The following is a 22589-nucleotide window of genomic DNA, read 5'->3' as shown; positions in this document are numbered from 1 at the left end:
TCTCCCTTGAGTACTCAGCACGGTGACCGACGCGGGGCGCCGGTCGAGTCGGAATCGGTGTCAGAACCAGGACGGTTCGACGTCGAGGGTGGTGCGGTCGAGTGCGGTCAGTAAGTCGAGCTGTGGGCCGGTTTTGGGTAGTTCATACCGGAAGAAGTACTGTGCCGCAGCGCGTTTGCCGTCGTAGAAGTCACCGGTCCGGCCGTCGGCGGCGAGGAGTTGTTCGAGCCAGATCCAGGCGATCACGATGTGTCCGGCCGTCTCCAGGTAGACGGTCGCGTTGGCCAGCGACAGCTTCGGGTCGCCCGCCGACCAGATGTGCGCGGTCACCTTCACCAGCCGGTCCACCACCGCGTGCAGCGTGTCGGCAAGGGTGTCGAGTCCGTCGACAGTCCGTGCGCGGGCGACGGTGGCCTCGATCGTCTCGGCCAGCGCGGCGAGACCGGCCCCGCCCTCCATGATCACCTTGCGCCCGAGCAGGTCCAGGCCGTGGATGCCGTGGGCGCCTTCGTGGATCGGGTTGAGCCGGTTGTCCCGGTAGTACTGCTCGACGTCGAATTCGCGGGTGTAACCGTATCCGCCGTGGACCTGGATCGCGAGGCTGTTCGCCTCGAGACACCACTGGGAGGGCCAGCTCTTCGCGATCGGGGTGAGCACCTCGAGCAACAGGTTCAACCGGTCGCGTTCGGCGGGGTCGGTCGTGGTGGCCGCCTCGTCGACGAGGGTGCTGCAGTACAACCCGAACGCGAGAGAGCCTTCGACGTAGGACTTCTGGGCGAGCAGCATGCGACGCACGTCGGCGTGTTCGATGATCGGGACCGGTTTGGTCGACGGGTCCTTGTGGTCGACGGGTCGGCCCTGCGTACGCACCTTCGCGTAGTCGAGGGAGGCCCGGTACCCGGCGTAACCCAGTGCGGTGGCGAGGAATCCGACGCCGATGCGCGCTTCGTTCATCATGTGGAACATGTAGGACAGGCCGCGGTGTTCGTCGCCGACGAGGTAGCCGACAGCGCCGGGAGCGGAGCGAGCGGGCTGATCGTCCACAGCGCCGGGAGCCGTCTGGGTGGAGTCGACGGGGAAGGTGCCGTCGCCGAAGTTGAGCAGGGTGTTGGTGGTGGCGCGGTTGCCCATCTTGTGGTTGAGGCCGACGAGCGCGACGTCGTTGCGTGTTCCGTCGGCGAGGTATTTGGGCACGATGAACAGCGAGATGCCCTTGACGCCGGGGCCGCCGCCGGGGATCTTCGCCAGGACGAGATGGACGATGTTCTCGGTGAGCTCGTGGTCTCCGCCCGAGATCCACATCTTGGTGCCGGTGATGCGGTAGGTGCCGTCGCCGGCGGGTTCGGCCTTGGTGGTGATGTCGGCCAGCGACGAGCCGGCCTGTGGCTCGGACAGGCACATCGTGCCGGAGAAGCGGCCTTCGACGAGGGGACGGACCCAGGTGTCGCGCTGCTCGGGGGTGGCGTACTCGGCCAGCAGGTTCGCGTTGCCGACGGTGAGGAAGTTGTACGACGACATCGCGGCGTTGGCGGCCTGGAACCACACGGCGGAGGCCTGGCGGATGACGGTGGGCAGTTGCATGCCGCCGAGTTCGTCGTCGAAGGAGGCCGAGATGAGACCGGCCTTGCGGTACTCGGTGAGGCCGGCGACGATCTCGTCGGGCAGGACGACCTTGCCGTCGTCGCCGATGTAGGGCTCGTTGGCGTCGCCGATCTTGTTGGCGGGTGCGAAGCACTTCATCGCGATGTCGGCGCTGAGTTCGAGCACGGCGTCGAAGGTCTCCCGCGAGTGTGCCGAGAAGCGCTCCCGCGAGGTCAGCGCCTCGACATCGAGCCATTCGTAGAGCAGGAACTCGAGGTCCCGCCGGGACATGGGTGTGGTCATCGCACTTCCTCGTCGTTCAGGTGGGCGGACGCTGGTACGCGGATGTCCGTCGCCCGTCCATCATGCCCCGGCACGCCGCGGCCGCGTGCGAGACCCCGGCCCGTTCGTCACACGGTGTGGCAGGGCGTACGTCTCACAGTGAGACGACGACGAACCCGCCCGGTGCGATACGCGCACTGGGCGGGTACGGGGGAGGGGCTGCTACAGCTCGCCGTCGGCGGCGGCGAACGATCCGGACGGCAACAGCGGATCGTTCAGACGTTGTGCGTACTGGTCGAAGTAGATCCGCGCGATCAGCTCGCGGCGGCTGCGGACGCCGGCCTTGTCGAAGATCGATTTCAGGTGGTCCTGCACGGTGTAGGCGGAAACGTGCAGGGCGGTGGCGATGTCCTTGGTGGCCACGCTTTGCAGCACCATCTGGGTGACGTCGCGCTCACGGGCGGTGAGCCCGAACGCCTCGACGACCAGCGGGATGATCTCCGGCGGGCGGGCCTCCTCGATGGTCACAACGACCTCGCCGACCCGGCCGTCGGCCGACGACAGCGGCGACGCGTGGATGACGAGCCACATGCCCGACGCCCCGCGCACCCGCAGGCGCGGCGGGACGGAGGACTCACCCGAGCCGTAACGACGCGCGGCTCCGATCAGGCCGTAGATCGGGTTCATCACCGCCGCGCCGTTCGGACCCGACGCGAGGTCGGCGATGCGCTCCTGGCTGCCGGCGCTCATCTGCACGATCTCGTTGCTGCGGTCGATGATCAGCACCGCCGGGCCGTGGCCGGTCGGCGGTGGCGGACTCGGCGCGTCGACGGTGGCAGGGGCGGCGGCACTCGCCCCGCCGGCGACCACACTGCTCAGCAACCCCACGCGCACGCCGTAGGCGAGAGTGCGCGACAGCGAACCCAGGAAGTCGATCTCGTCGGCGTCGAAGGGCCGGCATCCGGCCCCGCTGCGGAACATCGCGATCCCGGCCCACGCCCGGTCCCCGTCACGCAGCACCAAGCGGGCCTCGTCGTGGAAGCAGTATTCGGGAATCATCAACTGCGACATCCGATTGGACCGTTCGGTGGCGCCCCGGTTGAGGAGGTTGAGTCCGACCGCATCGCGTTTGGCGGCGACCATCTCGCGGTATGCCGTCGGCTCGACCTGCCCGTATTCGAGGAGACCCCAGTCCGGGTCCCGGTGATCCTCGCCGAGCAGTGACCCGTACTTGCGGGCGCTGGTCAGCAGGACGGTGTTGGGATCGAAGGTGCCGATGCACACCGCGTCCACCGGTATCGCGCGACCCAGCGAGGCAACGGTCTCGGCGAAGAAATCGTCGAGACCGAGGCCGGCGTGGGCCACGACCTCGATGTCGCGGCGCACACGCTCGGCGGTCAGACTCGATGTCATTCGACAATTGTGGGCGTGAGCTGCGCGGATGTCTATCCCACAATAGTGGGGTCCCCCGGACGGAGGACACCGGTCGGATCGTGGCGTCGTCGGATGGTCTCCAGGCGTGTCCGCTGGTCGGTCGACCACAGCGCGTCGCGTTGGGTTGCCGTCCGCCCGGAGAAGTTGAGCAGCGCTCCACAGGAGTGGGCGGCCACCGCGTCGGTGACGGCCGCGAGATGCTCACCGACCTGTTCGCCCAGCGGGCCGGCGGGTACGCCGATGGCGAGGACGGAGAACGCGCCGTCGCGTCCCACGACAGCGTTGGGTACGCGCTGCGGCGACCGCAACCGGCCACCCAGGAGACGGACCTCGACGATGGCCAGCGGGCTCGCGACCTGCGGCCCGGCTACCGCGAGCAGCGCGTCCACAGCAGACGCCGGGAAGTCGGCGAGTACGCAGCCGCGTTCGGCACTCGGCATCGGCCCGGGCGGGTCCATGTGTACCGCGTCGAGCGCAGCGGTCGGGAGGACGTCGATGTTCTCCAGGAGGATCGGACCCGCCGACCGCATCGGTGCGAGCAACGCGGCGGCGGTGGCCGGGTCCCCGGTGTGGGTGTAGCGGACGTGCACGGCGAGCTGACCCTGCAGGGGCGGGGGCAGGTTGGGGTCCGGCGGGAGGCGGAGGATCGCCACCGAGGTCCCGGCCTCCTCGGGCAGGGAGGGCGCCCATTCGCGCCAGGCGTGCAGGACGTCGGCGGCCGCCGAGCCGGCGAAGAAGATCCCGCCGCCGTAGACCGTGGGCAGATCGAAGAGCTCGAACTCGAGTGCGGTGACGATGCCGAAGCCGTCCCGTCCGCCGAGCAGTGCCCAGAACAGGTCCGAACCCGCGGATGCGTCGACCGTGCGGACGAAACCGTCGGCGGTGACGAGCTCGATCGACCGGACATGATCCGCGGCATAACCGAACTGACGACCCAACGGACTCAGTCCGCCGCCGAGTGTGTACCCGACGACACCCACCGACGACGACGAGCCGACGAGCCCGGTGAGGCCGTGCGGCGCGGTCGCGGCGACCACATCGCGCCACCGCGCACCGGCTTCGACGCGCGCGGTCCTGGTCACCGGATCGACACTCACCCCCGCCATCCGAGACGTGGTGACGACGACCGTGCCGCGCCCCTCGATCGGCGATCCGTGCCCGGTCGCCCGCGCACCGACCCGCATCCCGTTCGAGCGCGCATATCGCACGGCGGCGGCGACGTCGGCAGCGTTCGTCGCCCCGACGACCACGTCAGCGGCGGGTATCGCCGCGAGGTTGAAGCCGGTCAGTTCGGCGGTGTAGCCCTCGTCGGCCGGGGTCAGGACGGGACCGCTGACCGCGGAGAGCAGGGCGTCGAAGTCGGTGAAGTCGATGGGTTCGGAGGTGATGGACACGATGCTTCCTTCGTAATGATCTGCGGATGAACGGGTTCGAGCGTCGGTGCTGCTGTGGTGGGCCGCCGGACTCGGCAGCTCCATGGGACTCAGAGTGGCCGACGCCCTTTTGTTCCCGCCATCCCTCGAACGCGGGAAATGCTCGCGCCAGAGTTCTGGGTTCGTGTGCGTCCCAGAAGTCTGGGGGCGGTCAGTCGACCGACCCTCGCTCGCTGGTTGAGCCGGCACCGAGCGGAGCCGCCGTGCCGAGCAAGCGACGAAGGAGCGCGTCGAGGTCGAGGCGCCGAGTCGAAGCCACTTGGCGACCTGACCCCGCTCGTTGAGCCGGCACCGAGCGAAGCGACCCCCTGGTTGAGCCGGCGTTGAACCTCCGCTGGTTGAGCCGGCACCGAGCGGAGCGAGGCGCCGAGTCGAAGCCACTTGGTGACCCGACGCCGCTGTACAACCCCCTGCAGACCCAGCGCCCCACGCACGGCAGGTTGCGGATTCGGACCGGGGAAGCGAGTTCGCGCGGGATCTTCGGTCCACTTCAGACTCGCAACTTTCCACCCAGAATACGTAACGGATGTGACTGAAGTTCACCACTGTCAACGATTCACGCACAGTCGACGGGAGTCGACGCACAGTCGACGAAAAACGCTGCACAGTCTACAGTTTCGCGATCTCTGAGCCTGTGGAAACTCCTCGTAGTCGAACGAATGTTCCGGTACCTTGGAGTCATGCCAGAGCTAGCCACTCTCCTCGATCAGCTCATCGAGACCACCCCGCCCGCCGACGATCCCACGGGCAGAGCGACATTCGACGCCCTCGACACGTGGCGCCTGATCCGCAACCTTGCCGATCATCAGATCGTCTCGCACGCAGCACAACTCGATGCTCTCGGGGTCGCACAGAAAGCCGGCAACACCACCAAGAAACTGCTGATCGAGTCCGGCCACGCACCGGCCGCCGCGCACCGCACCATGCGAAGCGTCGACGCCCTACCCGCGCTGCCCGCACTTGCCCGTCATGCCGCTGACGGGCGGCTGTCCGGCGAGGTCGTCGATGCCATCGTCCGCGGCATGAACGAGATCGAAAAACGGTGTGGTGACGCTCTTTCCGAGGGAGAACGCTCCCGGTATGAGATCGAACTCATCGCCCAAGCACTCTCCGGTGCAACACCGACTGAAGTGCTCAAGCATGCTCACGCCATCGGCAACGCTCTCGCCGATGCTTCTGCTGCCGGAACCGCAGCGTCGGACGATGCAAGCTTGAACTCAGTGAACGCCCACACCACCGACGCCGGCCGCGTCGAGGTGCGCGCCGACCTCACCCAGGTGGTGGGTGAGAAGTTCCTGGCGATGATCGACGAACGGTCCTGTCCGCGGCCCGAACCCGACGGCGCCGAGGACCGTCGCACCGCCGAGCAACGCCGCGCCGACGCTTTCGAGTTGATCCTCGACCAAGCCGCGATCGGCGCGAGCATCGACACCGTCGGAAGCCCACGCACCCAGTTGATGCTGACGATCCCCGCGACCGGAGACCTGGCAACGCTGCCGTGGACCGGATCGGTCAGCCAAGCGACGGCGAAACAGGTGTCGTGCGACGGAGCTCTGACAGAGATCATTCTCAACGGTGAGGGCGTACCGCTGCAGATGGGTCACACCCACCGGTTGTATCCGGCACACCTCCGCAAGGCGATCATCGTCCGCGACGCCTGCTGCATCAAATGCGGTGCACCACCGTCACATACCCAGGTCCATCACATCAAGTCGTGGGCCGACGGCGGACCCACCGACCTCGACAACGGTTGCCTGCTCTGCCAGCGCTGCCACACCCAGGTCCACCACCACGGCTGGGACATCATGATGGGTTTCGACCGACACCCCTGGCTCGTCCCACCCGCGACCATCGACCCACAGCGCCGGCCTCTACCCGCCTACAACCGCCGCACCATGCGACTCGACGACGCCGCCTGACCGCTGCCGTCACAGACCACCAGACTTTCGCGTAGCACCTTCCGCACCCGGAATCCGTCCGGGATCGCAACCGTACCTTGACAACTCCACAGTGATGTCCCTCCATGCCCTGTTCCCGCTGCGATCACCTTCGGGAACGGGGGTTACGGACAACGCAAGAACGGCCCCGCTCACCGGCAATCGACCCGCGAGACACGCTCCGTAGCGGTTCACTGCTCGACCGCGACCACCTGGCCGCCCCGCCGATCACCCAACCGGGTTCGGGTTCATGGCAAACGTCGAGTCGGCGCGCTGCGATTCGTGGCTCGCCTGACAGCAGCCTGGGTCGGCCGCATCCACAGCCGGCTGCGTTCGTCGGTGACGATCTCGGAGTGCGCCGGGCAGGAGTGGTCGTCGGCGGCGTGGTGCGGGTAGAGACAGCCGCGCGATGTTGGTACCGATCCAACGTCTTCGCAATCTCGCCTGGGTCGGGCAACCGGGTGTCGCTCAGCGACATCTCGTGCTGAACGCGCCGTAGGTCAGTCCACCAACGCTCGGTACGTCGCCGCCTCGAAGTCGCGGTACCCGTCGATCGATGCGGGGTCGACGAAGGGGAAGATCTGGGTGGCCCAGAAGCCGCCGATCCGGGTGTGGGGATCGATCCAGTAGTAGAGGTTGGCCAGCCCGGCCCACGACTGCGAACCCGCCTTGCGGCCGGTGGGGGTGTCGCAGTCGTTCACCATGAACGGATACGACCAGGATTTCGGTGTCCCCGGATCGAATTCGACATCGTGGCTCAGCGGCGGGATCACACCGGGCAGCCGCCGCACTGCGAGATCGCCGATCTGGTTGCGCAACGCCGTCGCGACCGTGTCCGGGTGCAGGATCTGCTCACCGCGGTCGGAGCGGCCTTCGCGCAACCACATTCGCAGGAAGGTCAGATAGTCGGGGACGGTGGACCAGAGGCCCTGCCCGCCCATGTCGATCTCGGGATCGGCAGGCTGTTCCCAACGGTGGTTGGGGACTAGCTCGCCCCGCTTGCGCATGTGCAGTACCGCTCGCCGACGCCGGGCGTCGTCGGACAGCGCGAAACCGGTGTCGGACATGCCGAGTGGGTCGAGGACCCGCTCGGCCATCACCTCGCGGAGACGGCGTCCGGTGACGGCCTCGATGACCTGGCCGGCCCAGTCCACCCCGGAGCCGTACTCCCACTCAGTGCCGGGATCGAACAGCAGCGGGGTTCGCAACGACGCCCTCGTCGCCGTGGCGACGGCGGGCACACCGTGGTCCGCGGTCAGTCGACGGTAGTTCTCGTTGAAGAAGTCGTAACCGAAACCGGCGGTGTGCGTGAGCAATTGGTGAGTCGTGACATCGGAGGCGGGTGGCCGCAGACGCGGCCGCCCGTCGTCGTCGAAGCCTTCGATCACCTGCAGTTCGCCGAGCGCCGGGACGTAAGTGCGGGCCGGTGCGTGCAGGTCCAAGGCGCCCTCCTCGACGAGCTGCAGCGCGACCGTCGCGGTCACCGCCTTCGTCGCCGAGAACAGAGCGAAGACGGAGTCGACGGTCATCGGCTGCTCGTCGTCGAGCGCACGCACCCCGGCGGCACCGAGGAAGACCGTCTCCTCGTCGGTCGTGACGCCCGCGACCACACCCGGCACCCGAGGTGCGCCCTCGGTCCGGGCGGTCAGGATCGGGGTCACCTCCTCGGCGAGGCGTTCGGATCGGACTGGTCCCGCAGAGCTCATGGAATGGTCTCTCCTGATCGAAGTGGAACGTGACCGGCCCCGACGAACGTCCGGAGTCGTTCGATGGCGAGGGTGAGGTCGTCGGTGGATGCGGCGTAGGACAGACGGACGTACCGGTCCGCGCCCGCGACCCCGAAGTCGTGGCCCGGGGTCAAGGCGACATGGGCTTCGGCGAGCGCCCGGTCGCAGAACTCGGCCGACGTCAGGCCCGTGGAGCCGACGTCGAGGTAGACGTAGAACGCGCCGTCGGGGACGACCGGCACGTCGAGTCCGATGTCCGCGAGCCCGTCCACGACGAGTTGCCGGCGTCGCGCGAACTCACGACGGTTCTGTTCGGCCACCGCCAGGGAATCCGGCGTGAAGCAGGCCAGCGCCGCGTACTGCGACGGCGTGGGCGGGCACACGTAGAAGTTCTGCGCCAGCCGCTCCAGCACCCCCACGAGTTCCGCGGGCACGATGCACCATCCCAGCCGCCAACCCGTCATCCCGAAGTACTTGGAGAAGCTGTTGATCACCACCGTCTCCGCGACGCCCGGCGAATCGGCGGCCAGGATGCTGCGCGGCGGCCGACCGTCCGGTCCGGGGTCGGACAGGCCGAGGTAGATCTCGTCGACGATCGACCAGCCGTCCCGGGTCGCCGCGAGCTCGCACATGGCGACGAGTTCCTCACCCGGCATCGAGGTGCCGGTCGGGTTCGACGGGGTCGCCACGATGACGCCGCGGGTCGCGTCCGTCCACGCGTCGTCGATTTCGGCGGCGGTGAGCTGGAATCGGTTGGCGGGGCTGGTCGGCAGGAGCCGGACCTGTGCGCCGAAGGCGTGCGCGAACTGGCGGTTGCACGGATAGGACGGGTCTCCGATGAGGACTTCGTCGCCCGGGTCGATCAGTGCCGCGCAGGCCATCAGGAGTGCCGCCGACGCGCCGGCGGTGACCGCCACCCGCGCCGGATCCACCGACGCCCCGAAATGGTGGCCGTAGAAGTCCGCGATCGCCTCGCGCAACTCCGGGAGGCCGAGGGCGCCGGTGTAGGCGAGGGGACGTCCGGTCGCCTCGCGGGCCGCGGCGAGGACCGCCGGCGGTGCCCCGAAATCGGGTTCGCCGATGTTCAGCTTGACGACGGAATGACCAGCCGCCTCGAGTTCGGCGGCGCGCTTCGCGAACTCCATCGCCTGGAACGGGGCGATCCCTTCGGCCCGTCGGGAGATCCTCATGGGTGACATTGTGCGCGTCGGGATATCTGGCACCCGACCCCACCTCTCCGGCGGCGACGCGCACCGGCAGGCAGGATGTGGGGGTGCCCATTCCCGAATTCATCCGCGATCTGCGTGCCCAGGTCGGGACCCGCGAACTCTGGTTGTCCGGCGTCAGCGTCGTCGTCTGCGACGACGCCGGGCGGGTGCTGCTCACGCGCCGCGTCGACAACGGACAGTGGGCCGTCGTGTCCGGCGTCCTCGAACCGGGAGAGGAGCCGGCGCGGGCGGCCCTGCGCGAGGTCCGCGAAGAAACCGATGTCAGCGCCGAGATCGTCAGACTGACCAGCATCGACGTCACCCCGCTGATCACCTACCCGAACGGCGACCGGACCCGCTATCTCGACGTCTGCTTCCTCGCGCGCCACGTCGACGGCGATCCCCGGGCCGCCGACGACGAGAACTCCGACGTCGCGTGGTTCGCGCCCGACGCATTGCCGTCCGACCTGACCGACACGTCGGCACTGCGGATCGAGAAGGCGCTGGCCGGCAACGCCGAGGCGTGGTTCCGACGGTAGGGGTTCCAGCGGTAGGGGGTCCCTCAGGGAAGTCCCTGAAGTTCGCCCCAGAAGTGCCGTCGAGCATCGCTTTCCGGCTTCGGCGGGCGCAGACTGGGCTCATGAGCACATCGACGAACAACACCACCGGCATGACCTTCTGGAAGGTCCTGGGCGTCATCGCGGTCGCGCTGATCGCACTGGCCGTCCTCGGCCCGCTACTCGAGGGACTCTTCTGGATCGCCCTCGTCGCACTCGCCCTCTACGGCGGCTACATGCTGTTCCGTTCGAACAAGAAGAACACGCCCCCGACCACCTACTGACCGGGCATCACCCGCCGAACAGCAGCCAGAGCCCGAGGAACGTGTAGAAGACCATCAGCACCATCATGGTGAGCTGCCCGGTCAGCTGGTGCCGGCGGGGCAGGAGACGCAACGATGCGTCGTGCGCCGCGGCCACTCCCAACATGTGGCCGCCGAGTACGAACGCCACCTTCAGGGTCACCGTGACCGTCGGGTGGTCACTCATCACGTACACCGGATGAGCATCGCTGAGCCACAACACATTCCAGCCGCGTCCCAGCGGATCGCCGAGCGCGAGCACGGCCTCTTGTCCCTGTTCGACGAGTGACTGCAGGTAGTGGGCGAGGATGTAACCGATCACGATCGGGACCAGCGAGTGCGCCATCAGGCCGGGGAGGCGTCGCCGGAGGTTGGGTTGCACACCGCCGACCGCGCGGGCCGCCGTCCAGAACGTCACCGCGACGACGCCGATGAAAACCAGCAGTCCGGCGGTCGAGTACACGGTGGCGGCCGCCCGGCTGTCACCGTCACCGTCGGCGACGAGGTCCTGCCAGAACCCGATCGCCGAGAAGCTGTCGAACGCGGTGGAGCCGAGCAGGATCGCGAGAATTGTGACGGTACCCGGGAGCACCGGGAGCGTGGGCAGCGAGTTCATCGGGCTGCGAAGGATCACCCGGCCGGCGCTGTTGCGCGCGAACGGGGACAGGCGCGAGGCCACGGTGCTGTACACCGCGAACGGGTCGGCGTCCGCGGTCCACCGCAATCCGTAGACCACGCCGCCGACGAGGGTGACGACCAGGTAGCAGAGCAGCCAGATCCGCACCGACGACACCGAACTCGGGTCGGGAGACGCCAATTCGAGCCAGACGAACGCGAACAGACCCAACGCCGCGGGCCACCAGCCCAGCCGACGGGGATACTCCCGCAGGCCGACGACCCGCGGACCCCCGACACCTCGGGCGGCCCGCAGCAGGGTGCGGACCGGCGACAGCAGTCGCCACACCGGTCCGAGGAGCACCGACAGCACGGTCATGCCGACCCAGAGCAGCACATAGAACGCGCCCGGTAGAGGGTTCTCTTCGTTGTCGGGGCCGACGGCGGCCACGATCAGCCATGCGGTGAGAACCACTGCGGCGCCGCTGATCACGCCGCGCAACCAACGGTTGTCGACGGTCGCCGTCACCCATCTCGGGAGCTCTCGGCCGGCGTCCGGCCGACCGAATCGTGGTGTACGCCAAGCGAACGCGATGACCGCGAACGAGATGGTCAGCGCCCAGGCGCCGCCGATCAACACCGCGGTCAGCGGGACGGGCAGGTACTCCGAACCACCCAGTCCGTGGGCGAGCAGAACGTCAGTCGGCCTCGCGGGCGGGGTCATCGGCCTCGTCTCTGGTCGGGGGAGCGGTGGAATCGGGGTCGCCGCCTGCCGGCTCGGCGGCAGTGCGGCCGGCCTCGCCTTGGCGGCCCGCCACGTCGTCGGCGTCGCCTTCGTCGTCCTCGTCGTCCCCGCGTCGACGGTCGATGATCGCGATCGCGACGATGACGCCCACCACCAGGAACGCGGGGATCACGGCCGGCAGCGCCAGCACCAGCGGGTGCGTCGCCAGGTGGTGGACGCCGGGGTCGGCAGCGAGAGCGATCACGGCTGCGGCTGGAGTTCAGGCTCCCGCGCGCCCGATGTCGCCTCCCGGGCGTTCACCCGGCCGGCTCCCCACGACAGCGCCGCGATGAGCAGCAGCGAACACACGAGCACCACCAGGGAGGCGGCGCCGAACAGCCACGACGGGTAGTCGAAGGTGCGCTCGCGCTGCAGGATCGATATCTCCGCGACGAACGGTTTCGTCGACGTCAGCTGAGCCGGCTCGCCCTCCGCGCCGATCGCCGGGTCGGCCGGCAGATACACCGGCACGCCCGCCATCGTGGTGCCGTCCTGTACGCGCAGGATGGTCTTCCATGATCCCGACACCGGCATCGGTTCGGTGGACCGGAAGTGGTTGGGGCCGACGCGCTCCAGCCGGTCGATGACGATGCCTCGGTCATTGTCGATCCCGCCCTGCCACGACATCAGCGTGACCCACTCGGGGTCGTCGCTGAGCGCGTCGGCCGGGTCGAGGAAGACCTCGGCCGTCACGTTCTCGTCGGCAGCCTCGTTCGGCCCGGCCGGGGTGAGGACGACGCGCGCCGTGACATCCGCGGGGACCGAGACCCGCAGGCCGTTGGCGACGGCCCCGCCGATCACCAGGACGGAGAGCACGACCGCGGTGATGCTGACCCAACGGGTCGGGAGCCGCTCGCCGACGCTGACGAGACCCAGCAGCCCGCCGCACACACCGGCCGCGATGCCCACGGGGATCGCCATCGCCAACGCCTCACCCCACATGCCGGTGACCCACGGGAACGGGTAGGCCGCGGCGATCCACCAGGACTCGATCCAGAGACCGAGGGTCGCGACTCCGAGCCCGGCCACCGCGCCGAAGAGCACGCGGCGCTTGAGCAGCGGGGTCAGCGCGAGCAGTTCGATGACCACGGCCGCGCCCAGGTAGAGCGGGAAGACGTTGATCGGCGCGCCCAGCGCCGGCCCGACGACGACCGCGACGACACCACGCAGCAGGATCGCGAAGACGGCCGCGACGAGCGCGGCGCCCGGCCCGAGACAGATCCGCGCGGCGACGAGGGCGAACGCCCCGGCCCCGGCGATCATCATCGGCTGCAGCACGAGCCGGAACTGCTCGACGCCGAAGTCGTACTCGATCTGGAACACCGACACGCCGATCACGAGCCCGCCGAAGGCCAGGCAGCGCACGAGCCACTGGCTTCGGCCGTCGTCCGGGGCGTCGGGACCCATCGCGGCCCGGCCCTCACGATCGAGGATCACGACGGCGATGAGCGACAGGCCCGCGCCGCCGATGAGCATCAGGTGGGTCGGGCCCCAGAGGGTGACGTCCTGGCCGAAGATCCGATGCCAGACGTCGTCGAGCGGGAACCCCAGCAGTGCGTAGAAACCGCAGCCTGCCAACAGGATTCCGCCCACCGGTGCGTACCAGTGACGCGTGATCCGGATCGCCGAGCGGCCGGGCTTGTCGAAGGGGAGGAACACCGACAGCATGCCGGAGATGAACAGCAGGAACAGGCCTACCAGGATGAAGTAGTGCGCCGGGTTCGCCAGCGGCCCCTCGTCGCGACCGTCGCCGATGTGCAGGCTCACGTCCCAGAGGAAGCCGAACAGCGCGCAGATGATCGTGCTGGTGAACAGGAAGATCGGCAGCGCCGCCCACGGTGGGCGGTTCACCCGGCGCGCGGCCCATTCGGACAGCGTGGTCAGCCACGTGATCTTGCGCGTGCGATGCAGATAACCGATCCAGAGCAGTCCGACCGACACGACGGCCGCCACCGCCGACATCAGGAAGACCTGGTCGAGTGCCGCTCCACCACCCTCGGCGGCGAGATGGACGCGCGTGACATCGCTTGTTGACATGGTCGAAGTATGCACAACCGCACCCGGGTCCCGGGAGTGCATTGGGCAAAACGGCGATCACGCGCGGTGAACGGCCCGCTCAGCTCATCCGACGGGGACGCACGACGACGTCGTGCAGATCTCCTCCGGCAGCTCGATCCCCGGGAGTCCGGGGATGTCGGGCAGGCCCGGGATGCTCGGCAATCCGGGCGCCGCCGGGGTCTCCGATTCCGGGGCCGGTGCCGTTGCCGCTCCGCCCGGCACGGTTACCCGCAGCGGTGCGGCGACCGTCGGGGTCGTCCCTGTCACCGGTGGGTTGGTGCCCCAGAACTCCTCGGCTGCCCCGGTGCCCGGTGGCAGCGTGATCGTGGTGCATCCCCAGTAGATGTCGTACGTGCCGTCCGGGATCGTCGTCGTCCCACTGGGTGTCGGCGGCGTGCCCTGAGAGATCCGCAGCGGCAACGACTTCGACGAGCCGGGGGAGATGAGCGCACCGAGCTCCTCCGGTGTCTGGTATCCGAAGACGACATTGGTCGGGGCTCCGCCGGCCGGGACGCCGACGATCTCGCAGCCGATGCGCTTCGCGGCGTTGTTCGTCACCGTCAGGGTGACGGTGTTGCCGGACACCGAGGGTGTCGCGGTCACATCGCTCGGCGCTGCGGTGGCGACGGGCGCGAGGGCGGCTCCGAATGCCGCCGCGGCGCACACCGCCAGGCCGACGGTGGCTGTCCGGACTCGGTTGCTCATACGGGTGTCCTTCCACATGGGTTTTCAGTACCGACCAGGAAAAAGCAAGTCGCACGGTCGTCGAAAATATGCGGGATTTCGCATCCCGTTCGATTCTCGTCAACGATTGTCAAGTCGTTCTCACCTGACTCTGAATCACACGACCGAATCGACAGAAATATCCGGTCAATGCTCGACCCGGTCATTCTTACAGATATGGGTAATGCCCGCAGAATGAGGGTGGAACAGACATTCGGCGTCGGATTCGCAGGTTCGAGAGGCCGGGCGGCCGTCGCGGCGCCACCGAACACCCGGTGGCCTACGCGTCGGCTCGGTAATCTACTCGCGACGCAGGACGCCCGAACAGCAGGGCGACCGAACAGACCGGGGACGCCATGCCGACGGTGATCGCGACCATCAGTCTCAAGGGCGGGGTCGGGAAAACCACGCTCACGGGAGGCCTCGCCGACTTCCTCGCCGGCGTCTTCGGCAAGAAGGTGCTGCTCGTCGACCTGGACGCCCAGACCAACCTGACGACGATGATGATCGGGCAGGAACACTGGCTGACGTGCAACGCCCGGCGGCACACCGTCGCGACACTCTTCACCGACCTGCTCGACGGCACGGAATCGTTCGACCTCGAGGGCAGCGTGCAGCGCGATGTCTCGACCGTGGCCGGGCTCACCGGGATCGACCTGCTGCCGTCGTCCCTGGACCTCATCGAACTGGCCGAGGAGCTCAGTGCTCACCGGGTTGCTGCGGACGACCATCTGGCGGCCGTGGAGGTACTGACGAACGCGTTGGCCCCGATCGCCGGGCAATACGACTACATCCTCGTCGACTGCCCGCCCAACGTCGGACCGTTCAGCCTCAACGGGCTGGCGATGGCCGCCGCATATCTGATCCCGACCATCCCGGATGTCCTGTCCACATATGCGATTCCGCACATCCAGCGTCAGGTCGCCGATTTCGGCACCGAATTGGGGCGGGAAATCGTCGAATTGGGGGTCGTGATCACCAAGTACCGGGCGGCGTCGACCCTCCATCAGGACACGGTGCGGCGACTGAGACGGGACACCTCGATCCAGAACGTCCTGCCGACCTACCTGCACGAGGGCAACGCGATCGGTGCCGCCGCCGACTTCGCAACCTGGCCGAGCCTACATGCGAAGTACGGCTACCACGGCCACTACGAACAGTTCCGCGATCTGACCCGCGCCGTGATGGTCGAGGCCGACGCCAAACTCGCTCGGGCCGAACTCTCGGGGGCGGTTCCGAGTTCCCGCGGCCCATTCGATCGACCGACGCCGAACCGCAGCTCAGGCGTCTAAGTTCATCTCAGCCGCCGACCGGTGGCGCCTCGTTCGACTCCTCAGGAGCTCCCATCATGCGCAAAGTGCACATCACCTCGGTTCTCGGCGCCGCAGCACTGGCCGTCGCCCTCACGGCGTGCGGTTCCGATGACTCGGCGTCGGGTGGCACCGACGCGGAGGCCACCGTGACCGTCGACGGTCAGGAACTGGAACTGGCGGACAAGACGGTCGGGTGCACCGACGCCGCGGGCAAGGTGACCATCGGGATCGGATCGGGTGGGGGCTCGGGTATCGGCGTCGTCCTGACGTCGGGTGACTCGCCCGAGGTGGAGTCCGTGGGGCTGGGCTCGCTCGACGGTGTGGTGCTGGCCTATCAGAAGGGTGCCGGCGGCGGCAGCGGCGAGGTCACCAAGGACGGGGACACCTACACGGTCACCGGTGACGCATCCGGGATCGATCCCGCCAATCCGACCGAGCCCGTGACCAAGTCCTACGAGATCAAGGTGACCTGCCCCTGATCCCGTTTCCCCGCTTGGTCTCGGTCCGGTGACCGGTCCGGTCTCGATGTGTACACATTTTCCGCGGACACTGTTTGACGCTCTGTCGGTCTGGGTACGTTCCGATTCGTAGCGATTCGAGAGGTCTTCGCGATCTCTAACGATTTGCACAACGGATCACGACGACCATAGGAGGCAGACATGCTGGGAATTGGCATCATCGCGTGGATCATCATCGGCGGCCTGGCCGGCTGGATCGCCAGCAAGATCATGAAGACAGATGCGCAGCAGGGCATCATCCTCAACATCGTCGTCGGTGTCATCGGCGGCCTTCTCGGCGGCTGGCTGCTGACGTTGTTCGGCGTCGACGTCGAGGGCGGGGGCTGGATCTTCAGCTTCATCACCTGCCTGGCGGGCGCATGCATCCTGCTGTTCCTCGTGAAGCTGGTGACCGGCCGCGGTCGTACCCGCGTCTGAGGTCCACCGGATTCGTCCGACTCAACTCCGCCCCGGCTCGACGTTCGCATCGAACGTCGGGCCGGGGCGGAGTCGTGTCTCGGCCGTGTCCGGTGCGCGCATGTGCGTACGTTGGATTGGGTACGAGAGTGGCGACCGCACAAGTGAGCAACCGAAAGTGAGCATCCAGTGACTCGAGTGGCGATCATCGGCGGACACGGCAAGATAGCGCTGCGGCTGGCGCGGATTCTGTCGGAACGCGGCGACGAGGTGACCTCGATCATCCGCAATCCCGAACACGCCGAAGACGTCGCGGACACCGGGGCCGTTCCCGTGGTCGCCGACGTCGAGACCCTCGACACCACCGGCATCGCCACCGCGATCTCCGGCCACGACGCGGTGGTGTGGACCGCGGGGGCCGGCGGCGGCGATCCGAAGCGGACGTACGCCGTGGACCGCGATGCCGCGATCCGGTCCATGGACGCCGCCGTGCGGGCCGGAGTCCGCAGGTACGTGATGGTGTCCTACTTCGGCGCCGGACCCGATCACGGTGTGCCCGAGGACAACTCTTTCCACGCCTACGCCGAGGCCAAGGCGGCTGCGGACACGTACCTGAAGTCCACGGAACTCGACTGGACGATCCTCGGACCCAGCAAGCTGACCGACGAGAACGGCACCGGCAGCATCACGCTCGGCGGCGACCGGGTCGAGGGTGACCAGGTCAGCCGGGACAACGTCGCCCAGGTCGCGGCGGCCGTTCTCGACCATCCGGCGGCGGTGCACGAGGTGATCGAGTTCAACGACGGCGACACCCCGATCCTCGATGCCTTCCCACGGTCCTGAGGAGCCGGATTCCCCTCTTGCCGCCGTTATCGCGGCTTGTCGCGCGATCGTCGGCGACGCGCATGTCCTCACCGACCCGGACGCCACGGCAGGGTTCCTGACCGACTGGACCGGGCGGCATCGCGGAGCGGCGGAGGCGGTGGTCCGGCCCCGCACCACCGACGAGGTCTCGCGCGTGCTCACCGAATGCGACCGGTCGGGCATCCGGGTCTGCGCGCAGGGCGGCAACACCGGACTCGTCGGCGGCTCGGTGCCACCGGCCGCCGCCGTCGGCGAGCGCTGGATCGTGCTGTCGACGGTGCGGATGACCGACATCGACGAGGTGGACACCGTCGGTCGTTGTGTCGGCGCCCAGGCCGGCGCGACCGTCGAATCCATCGACCTCCGCGCCGCGGCGCACGGCCTGTCGTTCGGTATCGACCTCGCCTCCCGCCAGAGCGCGACCGCGGGCGGGGTCGTGTCGACCAATGCCGGTGGGACGCGGATGATCCGGCGGGGCAACGCGAGGTCGCAGATCGCGGGGATCGAGGCCGTCCTGGCCGACGGCCGGGTCCTCCGCCGGTGGACATCCCTCGTCAAAGACAATGTGGGATACGACCTTCCAGCTCTCCTGGCCGGCAGCGATGGAACCCTCGCGGTGATCACCCGGGTCCTGTTCCGACTCGTCGCGCCGCCCTCGGCCGCGACCGTCGCGGTCGCCTCGATCGAGCGCGTCGAGAACGCCATCGGGCTGATCGGCGCCGCGTCGGCGGCGGGACTGACCGTCGAGGCCGCCGAACTGATGACCGAGGCCGGGGTTGCGCTCGTCGCCGAGTACGGGCACCGGCGCCCGACGACGACGCCGAGACCGTTCTATGTCCTTCTCGAGGCGTCGGGGACCGGGGACATCGAGACCGCCACCACCGAACTCCTCGGTGATGCGACCGGGATCATCGACGCCGTGCTCGCGCCGGCGCCGGCTCGCGCCCTGTGGTCCGGTCGCGAGGGCCACACCGAGGCCATCGCCCGGTCGAGCGCGACACCGGTCGTCAAGCTCGACATCTCGGTTCCGATCCGGGCACTGCCCGAGGCATTCGCCGAACTGTCCCGTGTGGGTGTCGAAAACGAATTTTCCTGTCGGCCGATTCTTTTCGGACACGTCGGTGACGGCAACATCCACGTCAACCTGCTCGACGTCCCGCCGGCGCAGGCCGGCGCGGTCACCGACCACGTGTTCGGGATCGTGGCCGCCAACGGCGGGAGCATCAGTGCCGAGCACGGTATCGGCCGCGCGAAGTCGGCCTGGACGCACCTCGGCCGCGACGCCACCGACCTTGCGACCATGCGCGCGATCAAGGACGCGCTGGACCCGCGGGGAACCCTGAACCCGGGGGTGATCTTTCCGTGAGGACCGAACCGGTGGACCGAACCCGGCGGCGCGGGCGGCGGGCGCACGGAAATCCTGCGATCATGCACGGGTGGCTGATGTGAACCTCGATGGGTTGAGCGCACTGGCGGATCGCTACGGCGTCGCTTCCAGCTATGTCGGCTGGGGTGACGAGCGGCACGAGGTGGACCAGGACACATTGGTCGCGGTGCTCCGGGCGCTAGACGTCCCCGCGGGTTCGCCCGAGGAGATCGAGAACTCGATTCGCGAGATCGACGAACAACCGTGGCGTGAGTTCGTCCCCGCCGTGACCGTCGTGACCGAGGGCTCGGGGGCCACGTTCGCCGTGCATGTTCCGCACGGGCACCTGGTGAAGGTGTGGGTGGTCAGCGAAACCGGTGACGACGTCGCGGCCCCCCAACTCGATGTCTGGGTCGAGCCGCGCGAGGTCGACGGCGTGCTGATCGGCCGTGCGACGTTCGCCGTGCCCGACGACCTCCCCACCGGATATCACCAGATCAAGGCGATCGATCTCGACGATTCATCGGCCTCGAGCGCGCCCCTGATCGTGACGCCGCGCCGACTGCACACCGCGGACCGGCTGATCGGCCGGAAGCGATGGGGACTCGCCGCGCAGCTGTACTCGATCCGATCGGCTGACTCGTGGGGCGTGGGCGACTTCGCCGATCTCGCCGGGATCTGCGAGGTGGCCGCCAGCGCGTACGGCGCCGACTTCGTCCAGGTCAATCCACTTCACGCCGCCCAGCCGAAGGCGCCGATCGAGGCGTCGCCGTACCTGCCGGTGACGAGACGATTCGTCAATCCGCTCTACATCCGGATCACCGACATCCCCGAGCTGGACGGGCTGTCGAAGTCGCAGCGCAAGTGGGTCAAGGCGTTGAAGCGCAGCTTCCTCGACGAGAACACCGCGACCGACAAGATCCGGCGCAACAAGGCATTCCGAGCCAAGCTGGAAGCGCTCGAACTCATCTACGGCGTCCCGCTCGCCCCGGCTCGTGCGCACGCCTACCGCGCATTCCGGCGCCGGGAGGGCAAGGGCCTCAAGCGTTTCGCGACGTGGTGCGCGCTGGCCGAGCGGTACGACGCCGACGACCCGCGCTGGCAGGGCAAGTTCGCAGACCCCGCGTACATGAAGAAGAAGCGTCGGAAGATGGCCCGACGCATCGACTTCCACATGTGGCTGCAGTGGATCTGCGACGAACAACTGGCCACCGCCGCGCACGCGGCGCAATCGGCCGGCATGGAGATCGGTGTGATGGCCGACCTCGCGGTCGGGGTCGCACGGCACAGCGCCGATGCGTGGGCCCTCGGTGACGTGCTCGCCTCCGGTGCGAGGGTGGGGGCGCCGCCCGACGGTTTCAACCAGCAGGGCCAGGACTGGGACCAACCGCCGTGGCATCCACGACGCCTCGCCGAGGCCGGTTACGAGCCCTACCGCGACATGATCCGCACCGTCCTCCGACACGCGGGCGGTGTGCGCGTCGACCACATCCTGGGATTGTTCCGGCTCTGGTGGATACCCGACGGCAGCAGCCCGGCCCAGGGCACCTACGTGCACTACGACAGCGAGGCGCTGATCGGCATCCTGGCGCTCGAGGCGCAGCGCGCCGACGCGGTGGTCGTCGGCGAGGATCTCGGGGTGTTCGAACCGTCGGTGCAGGACTCACTCCGCGAACGCGGAATCCTCGGCACGTCGATCCTGTGGTTCGAACAGGGGCCCGACGCCGCGACCCCGCCCGAGGACTACCGCGAGCTGTGTCTGACCTCGGTGACGACCCACGATCTGCCCCCGACCGTGGGATATCTGGCGGGCGACCACATCACGCTGCGATCGCGGCTGGGCCTGCTCGCCTCCGGGGAGGACGCGGAGCGGGCGCGCGATGCGCGTGAACGCGACGCCGTCCTCGAACTCGCCTACGAACGCGGCCTGCTGTCCCGGGATACCCCGCTGACCGACCCGAAGGTCGTCGATGCGTTGTATGCGGTGATCGCCCGCAGCCCGTCGGTACTGCTGAGCGTGGCCCTCGTGGATGCGGTGGGGGAGCGGCGAATCCAGAACCAGCCGGGTACCGACAGCAGTCAGTACCCGAACTGGTGTGTCCCGCTGGCCAATTCGGAGGGCGACGTCGTGCTCGTCGAGGACCTCGTCAGCAGCGTGCGCTTCCGCCGCCTCATCTCGGTGCTCAACGAGTCGGGCGTGCCAGGTTCCTGACCGAGACGATGGTCAGTACGAGTGCGATGAGGGCCAGCACGGCGACCCCGATGTTGAAGGCGATCCCGGCGGGCCGGAGACCCCAGTGCTGCGCGGTGATTCCCTGGCCGACGATCGGGATCGAGATCGCGACGTAGGCGACGACGAAGTAGGTCGAGGTGACCTCGGCCTTGCGTCCCGCCGGGGTCGCCGCCACCACCGACGCCAGTCCCTTGCTGAACGACATGCCCTGCCCCACACCGCAGATCACCGCTCCGCCGAGCAACGCCGGGGTCGATGCGGCGACCAGTCCCAGGATCGACAGGCCGGTCCCGAGGATGAGGATGGCGCAGCCGGCGATCAGGGCCGGTTCGGTCGGTATCCGGCGCACGACGATCTGGGTGACCGCCGAGGACGCGAACAGTACGAACACCAGGAAACCGGTGAATGCGTGGTCGTTGATGCCGAGGATGTTCGTGACGAAAGACGGCATCACGCCGGTGAAGGTGCCCATCACCGCGAACCCCGCGAAGGCCGCGATCGACGCCCGGACGAACACGCCGCGGATGTCGGCGGGGACCGACAGTCGCTGGATGCTCAACCGGGCGCCGGGGACGACCTCCACCGTCTCGGGCAGACGCCAGATGCCGATGAAGACCAGCACCAGTAGCGCCAGATCGAGTACGAACGGGGTGTGCAGCGGGGACGGGGCGTACTCCGCGAGAAGCCCGGCGATCAGCGGTCCGAGCCCCAGGCCGCCGATGTTGGCCGCGGTCGCCACGGCCGGAGCGCGTCCCCGCCACGACGCGGGGGCCAGTTCGATGACCGCGGTGGTGGCGGCGCCGGCGTAGATACCCGCGGACAGACCCGACAGCACCCGGCCCAGCAGCAACTGCCAGACCGGGCCCGCCGTGAGGAAGACGACGGCGCTGACCGCCGACAGGATCGCGCCGGCGATGAGCATCTTGCGCCGGCCGATGACGTCGGACCAGCGTCCGAAGCCGATCAGCGCGGCGATGACGCCGGCCGCGTACACGGCGAAGATCACGGTCGTGGTGGTCACGCCGAAATCGAGTTCCTCGCCGTAGATCGCGTAGAGCGGTGTGGGCAGCGTGGTGCCCAGCATGATCACGGCGAAGGCGTAGACCGCCGCGGCGAAGGGTGCGCCGGTCGGCGCAGGGGAGGCGGGGGTATGCGAACGGTCAGACATGGCAGCTGACACGGTACCGCCGCGTCCGGGAGGGTCCGGCCCTGGTCTCCCGGCTGTGTGCTGGGTTACGGTAACTGTCGGTAACGGTAA

The 22589-nt window shown here is 68.3% G+C and carries 19 protein-coding genes; 9 read left to right on the top strand and 10 right to left on the bottom strand.

Annotated features, from left to right (window positions below; all coding sequences use genetic code 11):
* Positions 1–60: 60 nt before the first annotated feature.
* From GR168_RS17035 to GR168_RS17025, 3 genes are all read right to left on the bottom strand, one after another.
* The gene (locus GR168_RS17035) at positions 61–1884 is read right to left on the bottom strand and encodes an acyl-CoA dehydrogenase (protein ID WP_159371294.1); all 1824 of its coding nucleotides are present in this window, start codon (positions 1882–1884) and stop codon (positions 61–63) included.
* A gap of 201 nt (positions 1885–2085) precedes the next feature.
* Positions 2086–3276, bottom strand: a complete 1191-nt coding sequence (locus tag GR168_RS17030) for a helix-turn-helix transcriptional regulator (protein ID WP_159371293.1) — start codon at positions 3274–3276, stop codon at positions 2086–2088.
* A 32-nt stretch (positions 3277–3308) separates the two neighbouring features.
* The gene (locus GR168_RS17025) at positions 3309–4691 is read right to left on the bottom strand and encodes an FAD-binding oxidoreductase (RefSeq protein ID WP_159371292.1); all 1383 of its coding nucleotides are present in this window, start codon (positions 4689–4691) and stop codon (positions 3309–3311) included.
* A 698-nt stretch (positions 4692–5389) separates the two neighbouring features.
* Between GR168_RS17025 and GR168_RS17020 the strand changes: the two genes are divergently transcribed.
* Entirely contained in the window at positions 5390–6649 is a 1260-nt protein-coding gene (locus GR168_RS17020) for an HNH endonuclease signature motif containing protein (RefSeq protein ID WP_159371291.1), read from the top strand.
* 518 nt (positions 6650–7167) lie between these two features.
* Here GR168_RS17020 and GR168_RS17015 read toward each other — a convergent pair.
* Entirely contained in the window at positions 7168–8373 is a 1206-nt protein-coding gene (locus GR168_RS17015) for a serine hydrolase domain-containing protein (RefSeq protein WP_159371290.1), read from the bottom strand.
* Positions 8370–9584: a pyridoxal phosphate-dependent aminotransferase gene (locus GR168_RS17010; RefSeq protein ID WP_159371289.1), complete on the bottom strand. Its 1215-nt coding sequence runs from the start codon at positions 9582–9584 to the stop codon at positions 8370–8372. The genes GR168_RS17015 and GR168_RS17010 overlap by 4 nt, the downstream gene beginning before the upstream one ends.
* 83 nt (positions 9585–9667) lie before the next feature.
* On the opposite strand from GR168_RS17010, the gene GR168_RS17005 reads away from it, so the two are divergent.
* Positions 9668–10141, top strand: a complete 474-nt coding sequence (locus GR168_RS17005) for an NUDIX domain-containing protein (protein WP_159371288.1) — start codon at positions 9668–9670, stop codon at positions 10139–10141.
* Positions 10142–10242: 101 nt separating this feature from the next.
* Complete coding sequence (locus tag GR168_RS17000) at positions 10243–10443, top strand: hypothetical protein (RefSeq protein ID WP_078113354.1); 201 nt, start codon at positions 10243–10245, stop codon at positions 10441–10443.
* Between the two features lie 7 nt (positions 10444–10450).
* On the opposite strand, the gene GR168_RS16995 is transcribed toward GR168_RS17000, so the two are convergent.
* The 4 genes from GR168_RS16995 to GR168_RS16980 all read right to left on the bottom strand — a co-directional run bounded on the left by GR168_RS16995 (position 10451) and on the right by GR168_RS16980 (position 14623).
* Positions 10451–11800 (bottom strand): hypothetical protein, encoded by a 1350-nt coding sequence (locus GR168_RS16995; RefSeq protein WP_159371287.1) that lies wholly within the window; start codon positions 11798–11800, stop codon positions 10451–10453.
* Positions 11775–12065 carry a hypothetical protein gene (locus GR168_RS16990; protein WP_159371286.1) on the bottom strand — a complete coding sequence of 97 codons (291 nt, stop codon included), beginning with the start codon at positions 12063–12065 and terminating at the stop codon, positions 11775–11777. Before GR168_RS16990 ends, GR168_RS16995 begins: the two co-directional genes overlap by 26 nt.
* Positions 12062–13897 (bottom strand): hypothetical protein, encoded by a 1836-nt coding sequence (locus GR168_RS16985; protein ID WP_159371285.1) that lies wholly within the window; start codon positions 13895–13897, stop codon positions 12062–12064. The genes GR168_RS16990 and GR168_RS16985 overlap by 4 nt, the downstream gene beginning before the upstream one ends.
* Before the next feature lie 84 nt (positions 13898–13981).
* Positions 13982–14623, bottom strand: coding sequence for a hypothetical protein (locus tag GR168_RS16980; protein WP_159371284.1), 642 nt, complete (start codon positions 14621–14623; stop codon positions 13982–13984).
* 374 nt (positions 14624–14997) lie between these two features.
* Between GR168_RS16980 and GR168_RS16975 the strand changes: the two genes are divergently transcribed.
* The 6 genes from GR168_RS16975 (at position 14998) to malQ (ending at position 21310) form a co-directional block, all read left to right on the top strand.
* Positions 14998–15933 (top strand): ParA family protein, encoded by a 936-nt coding sequence (locus tag GR168_RS16975; RefSeq protein WP_159371283.1) that lies wholly within the window; start codon positions 14998–15000, stop codon positions 15931–15933.
* 56 nt (positions 15934–15989) lie between these two features.
* Positions 15990–16433, top strand: coding sequence for a lipoprotein LpqH (locus GR168_RS16970; RefSeq protein ID WP_058251911.1), 444 nt, complete (start codon positions 15990–15992; stop codon positions 16431–16433).
* A 180-nt stretch (positions 16434–16613) separates the two neighbouring features.
* On the top strand, positions 16614–16889 hold the full coding sequence (locus GR168_RS16965) for a GlsB/YeaQ/YmgE family stress response membrane protein (RefSeq protein ID WP_004023462.1): 276 nt from the start codon (positions 16614–16616) through the stop codon (positions 16887–16889).
* Between the two features lie 168 nt (positions 16890–17057).
* Positions 17058–17711, top strand: a complete 654-nt coding sequence (locus GR168_RS16960; RefSeq protein ID WP_165629752.1) for an SDR family oxidoreductase — start codon at positions 17058–17060, stop codon at positions 17709–17711.
* On the top strand, positions 17692–19098 hold the full coding sequence (locus GR168_RS16955) for an FAD-binding oxidoreductase (protein WP_159371282.1): 1407 nt from the start codon (positions 17692–17694) through the stop codon (positions 19096–19098). Before GR168_RS16960 ends, GR168_RS16955 begins: the two co-directional genes overlap by 20 nt.
* Before the next feature lie 79 nt (positions 19099–19177).
* Positions 19178–21310: a 4-alpha-glucanotransferase gene (gene malQ, locus GR168_RS16950; protein WP_159371961.1), complete on the top strand. Its 2133-nt coding sequence runs from the start codon at positions 19178–19180 to the stop codon at positions 21308–21310.
* Here malQ and GR168_RS16945 read toward each other — a convergent pair.
* Positions 21282–22499: an MFS transporter gene (locus GR168_RS16945; RefSeq protein ID WP_159371281.1), complete on the bottom strand. Its 1218-nt coding sequence runs from the start codon at positions 22497–22499 to the stop codon at positions 21282–21284. The two genes, malQ and GR168_RS16945, sit on opposite strands and share 29 nt — an antisense overlap.
* Positions 22500–22589: the final 90 nt, after the last annotated feature.

Origin of the sequence: Gordonia sp. JH63 (assembly GCF_009856645.1) — a bacterium.
Lineage (GTDB): Bacteria > Actinomycetota > Actinomycetes > Mycobacteriales > Mycobacteriaceae > Gordonia > Gordonia hongkongensis.
This window is presented reverse-complemented; position numbering and strand designations above follow the sequence as displayed.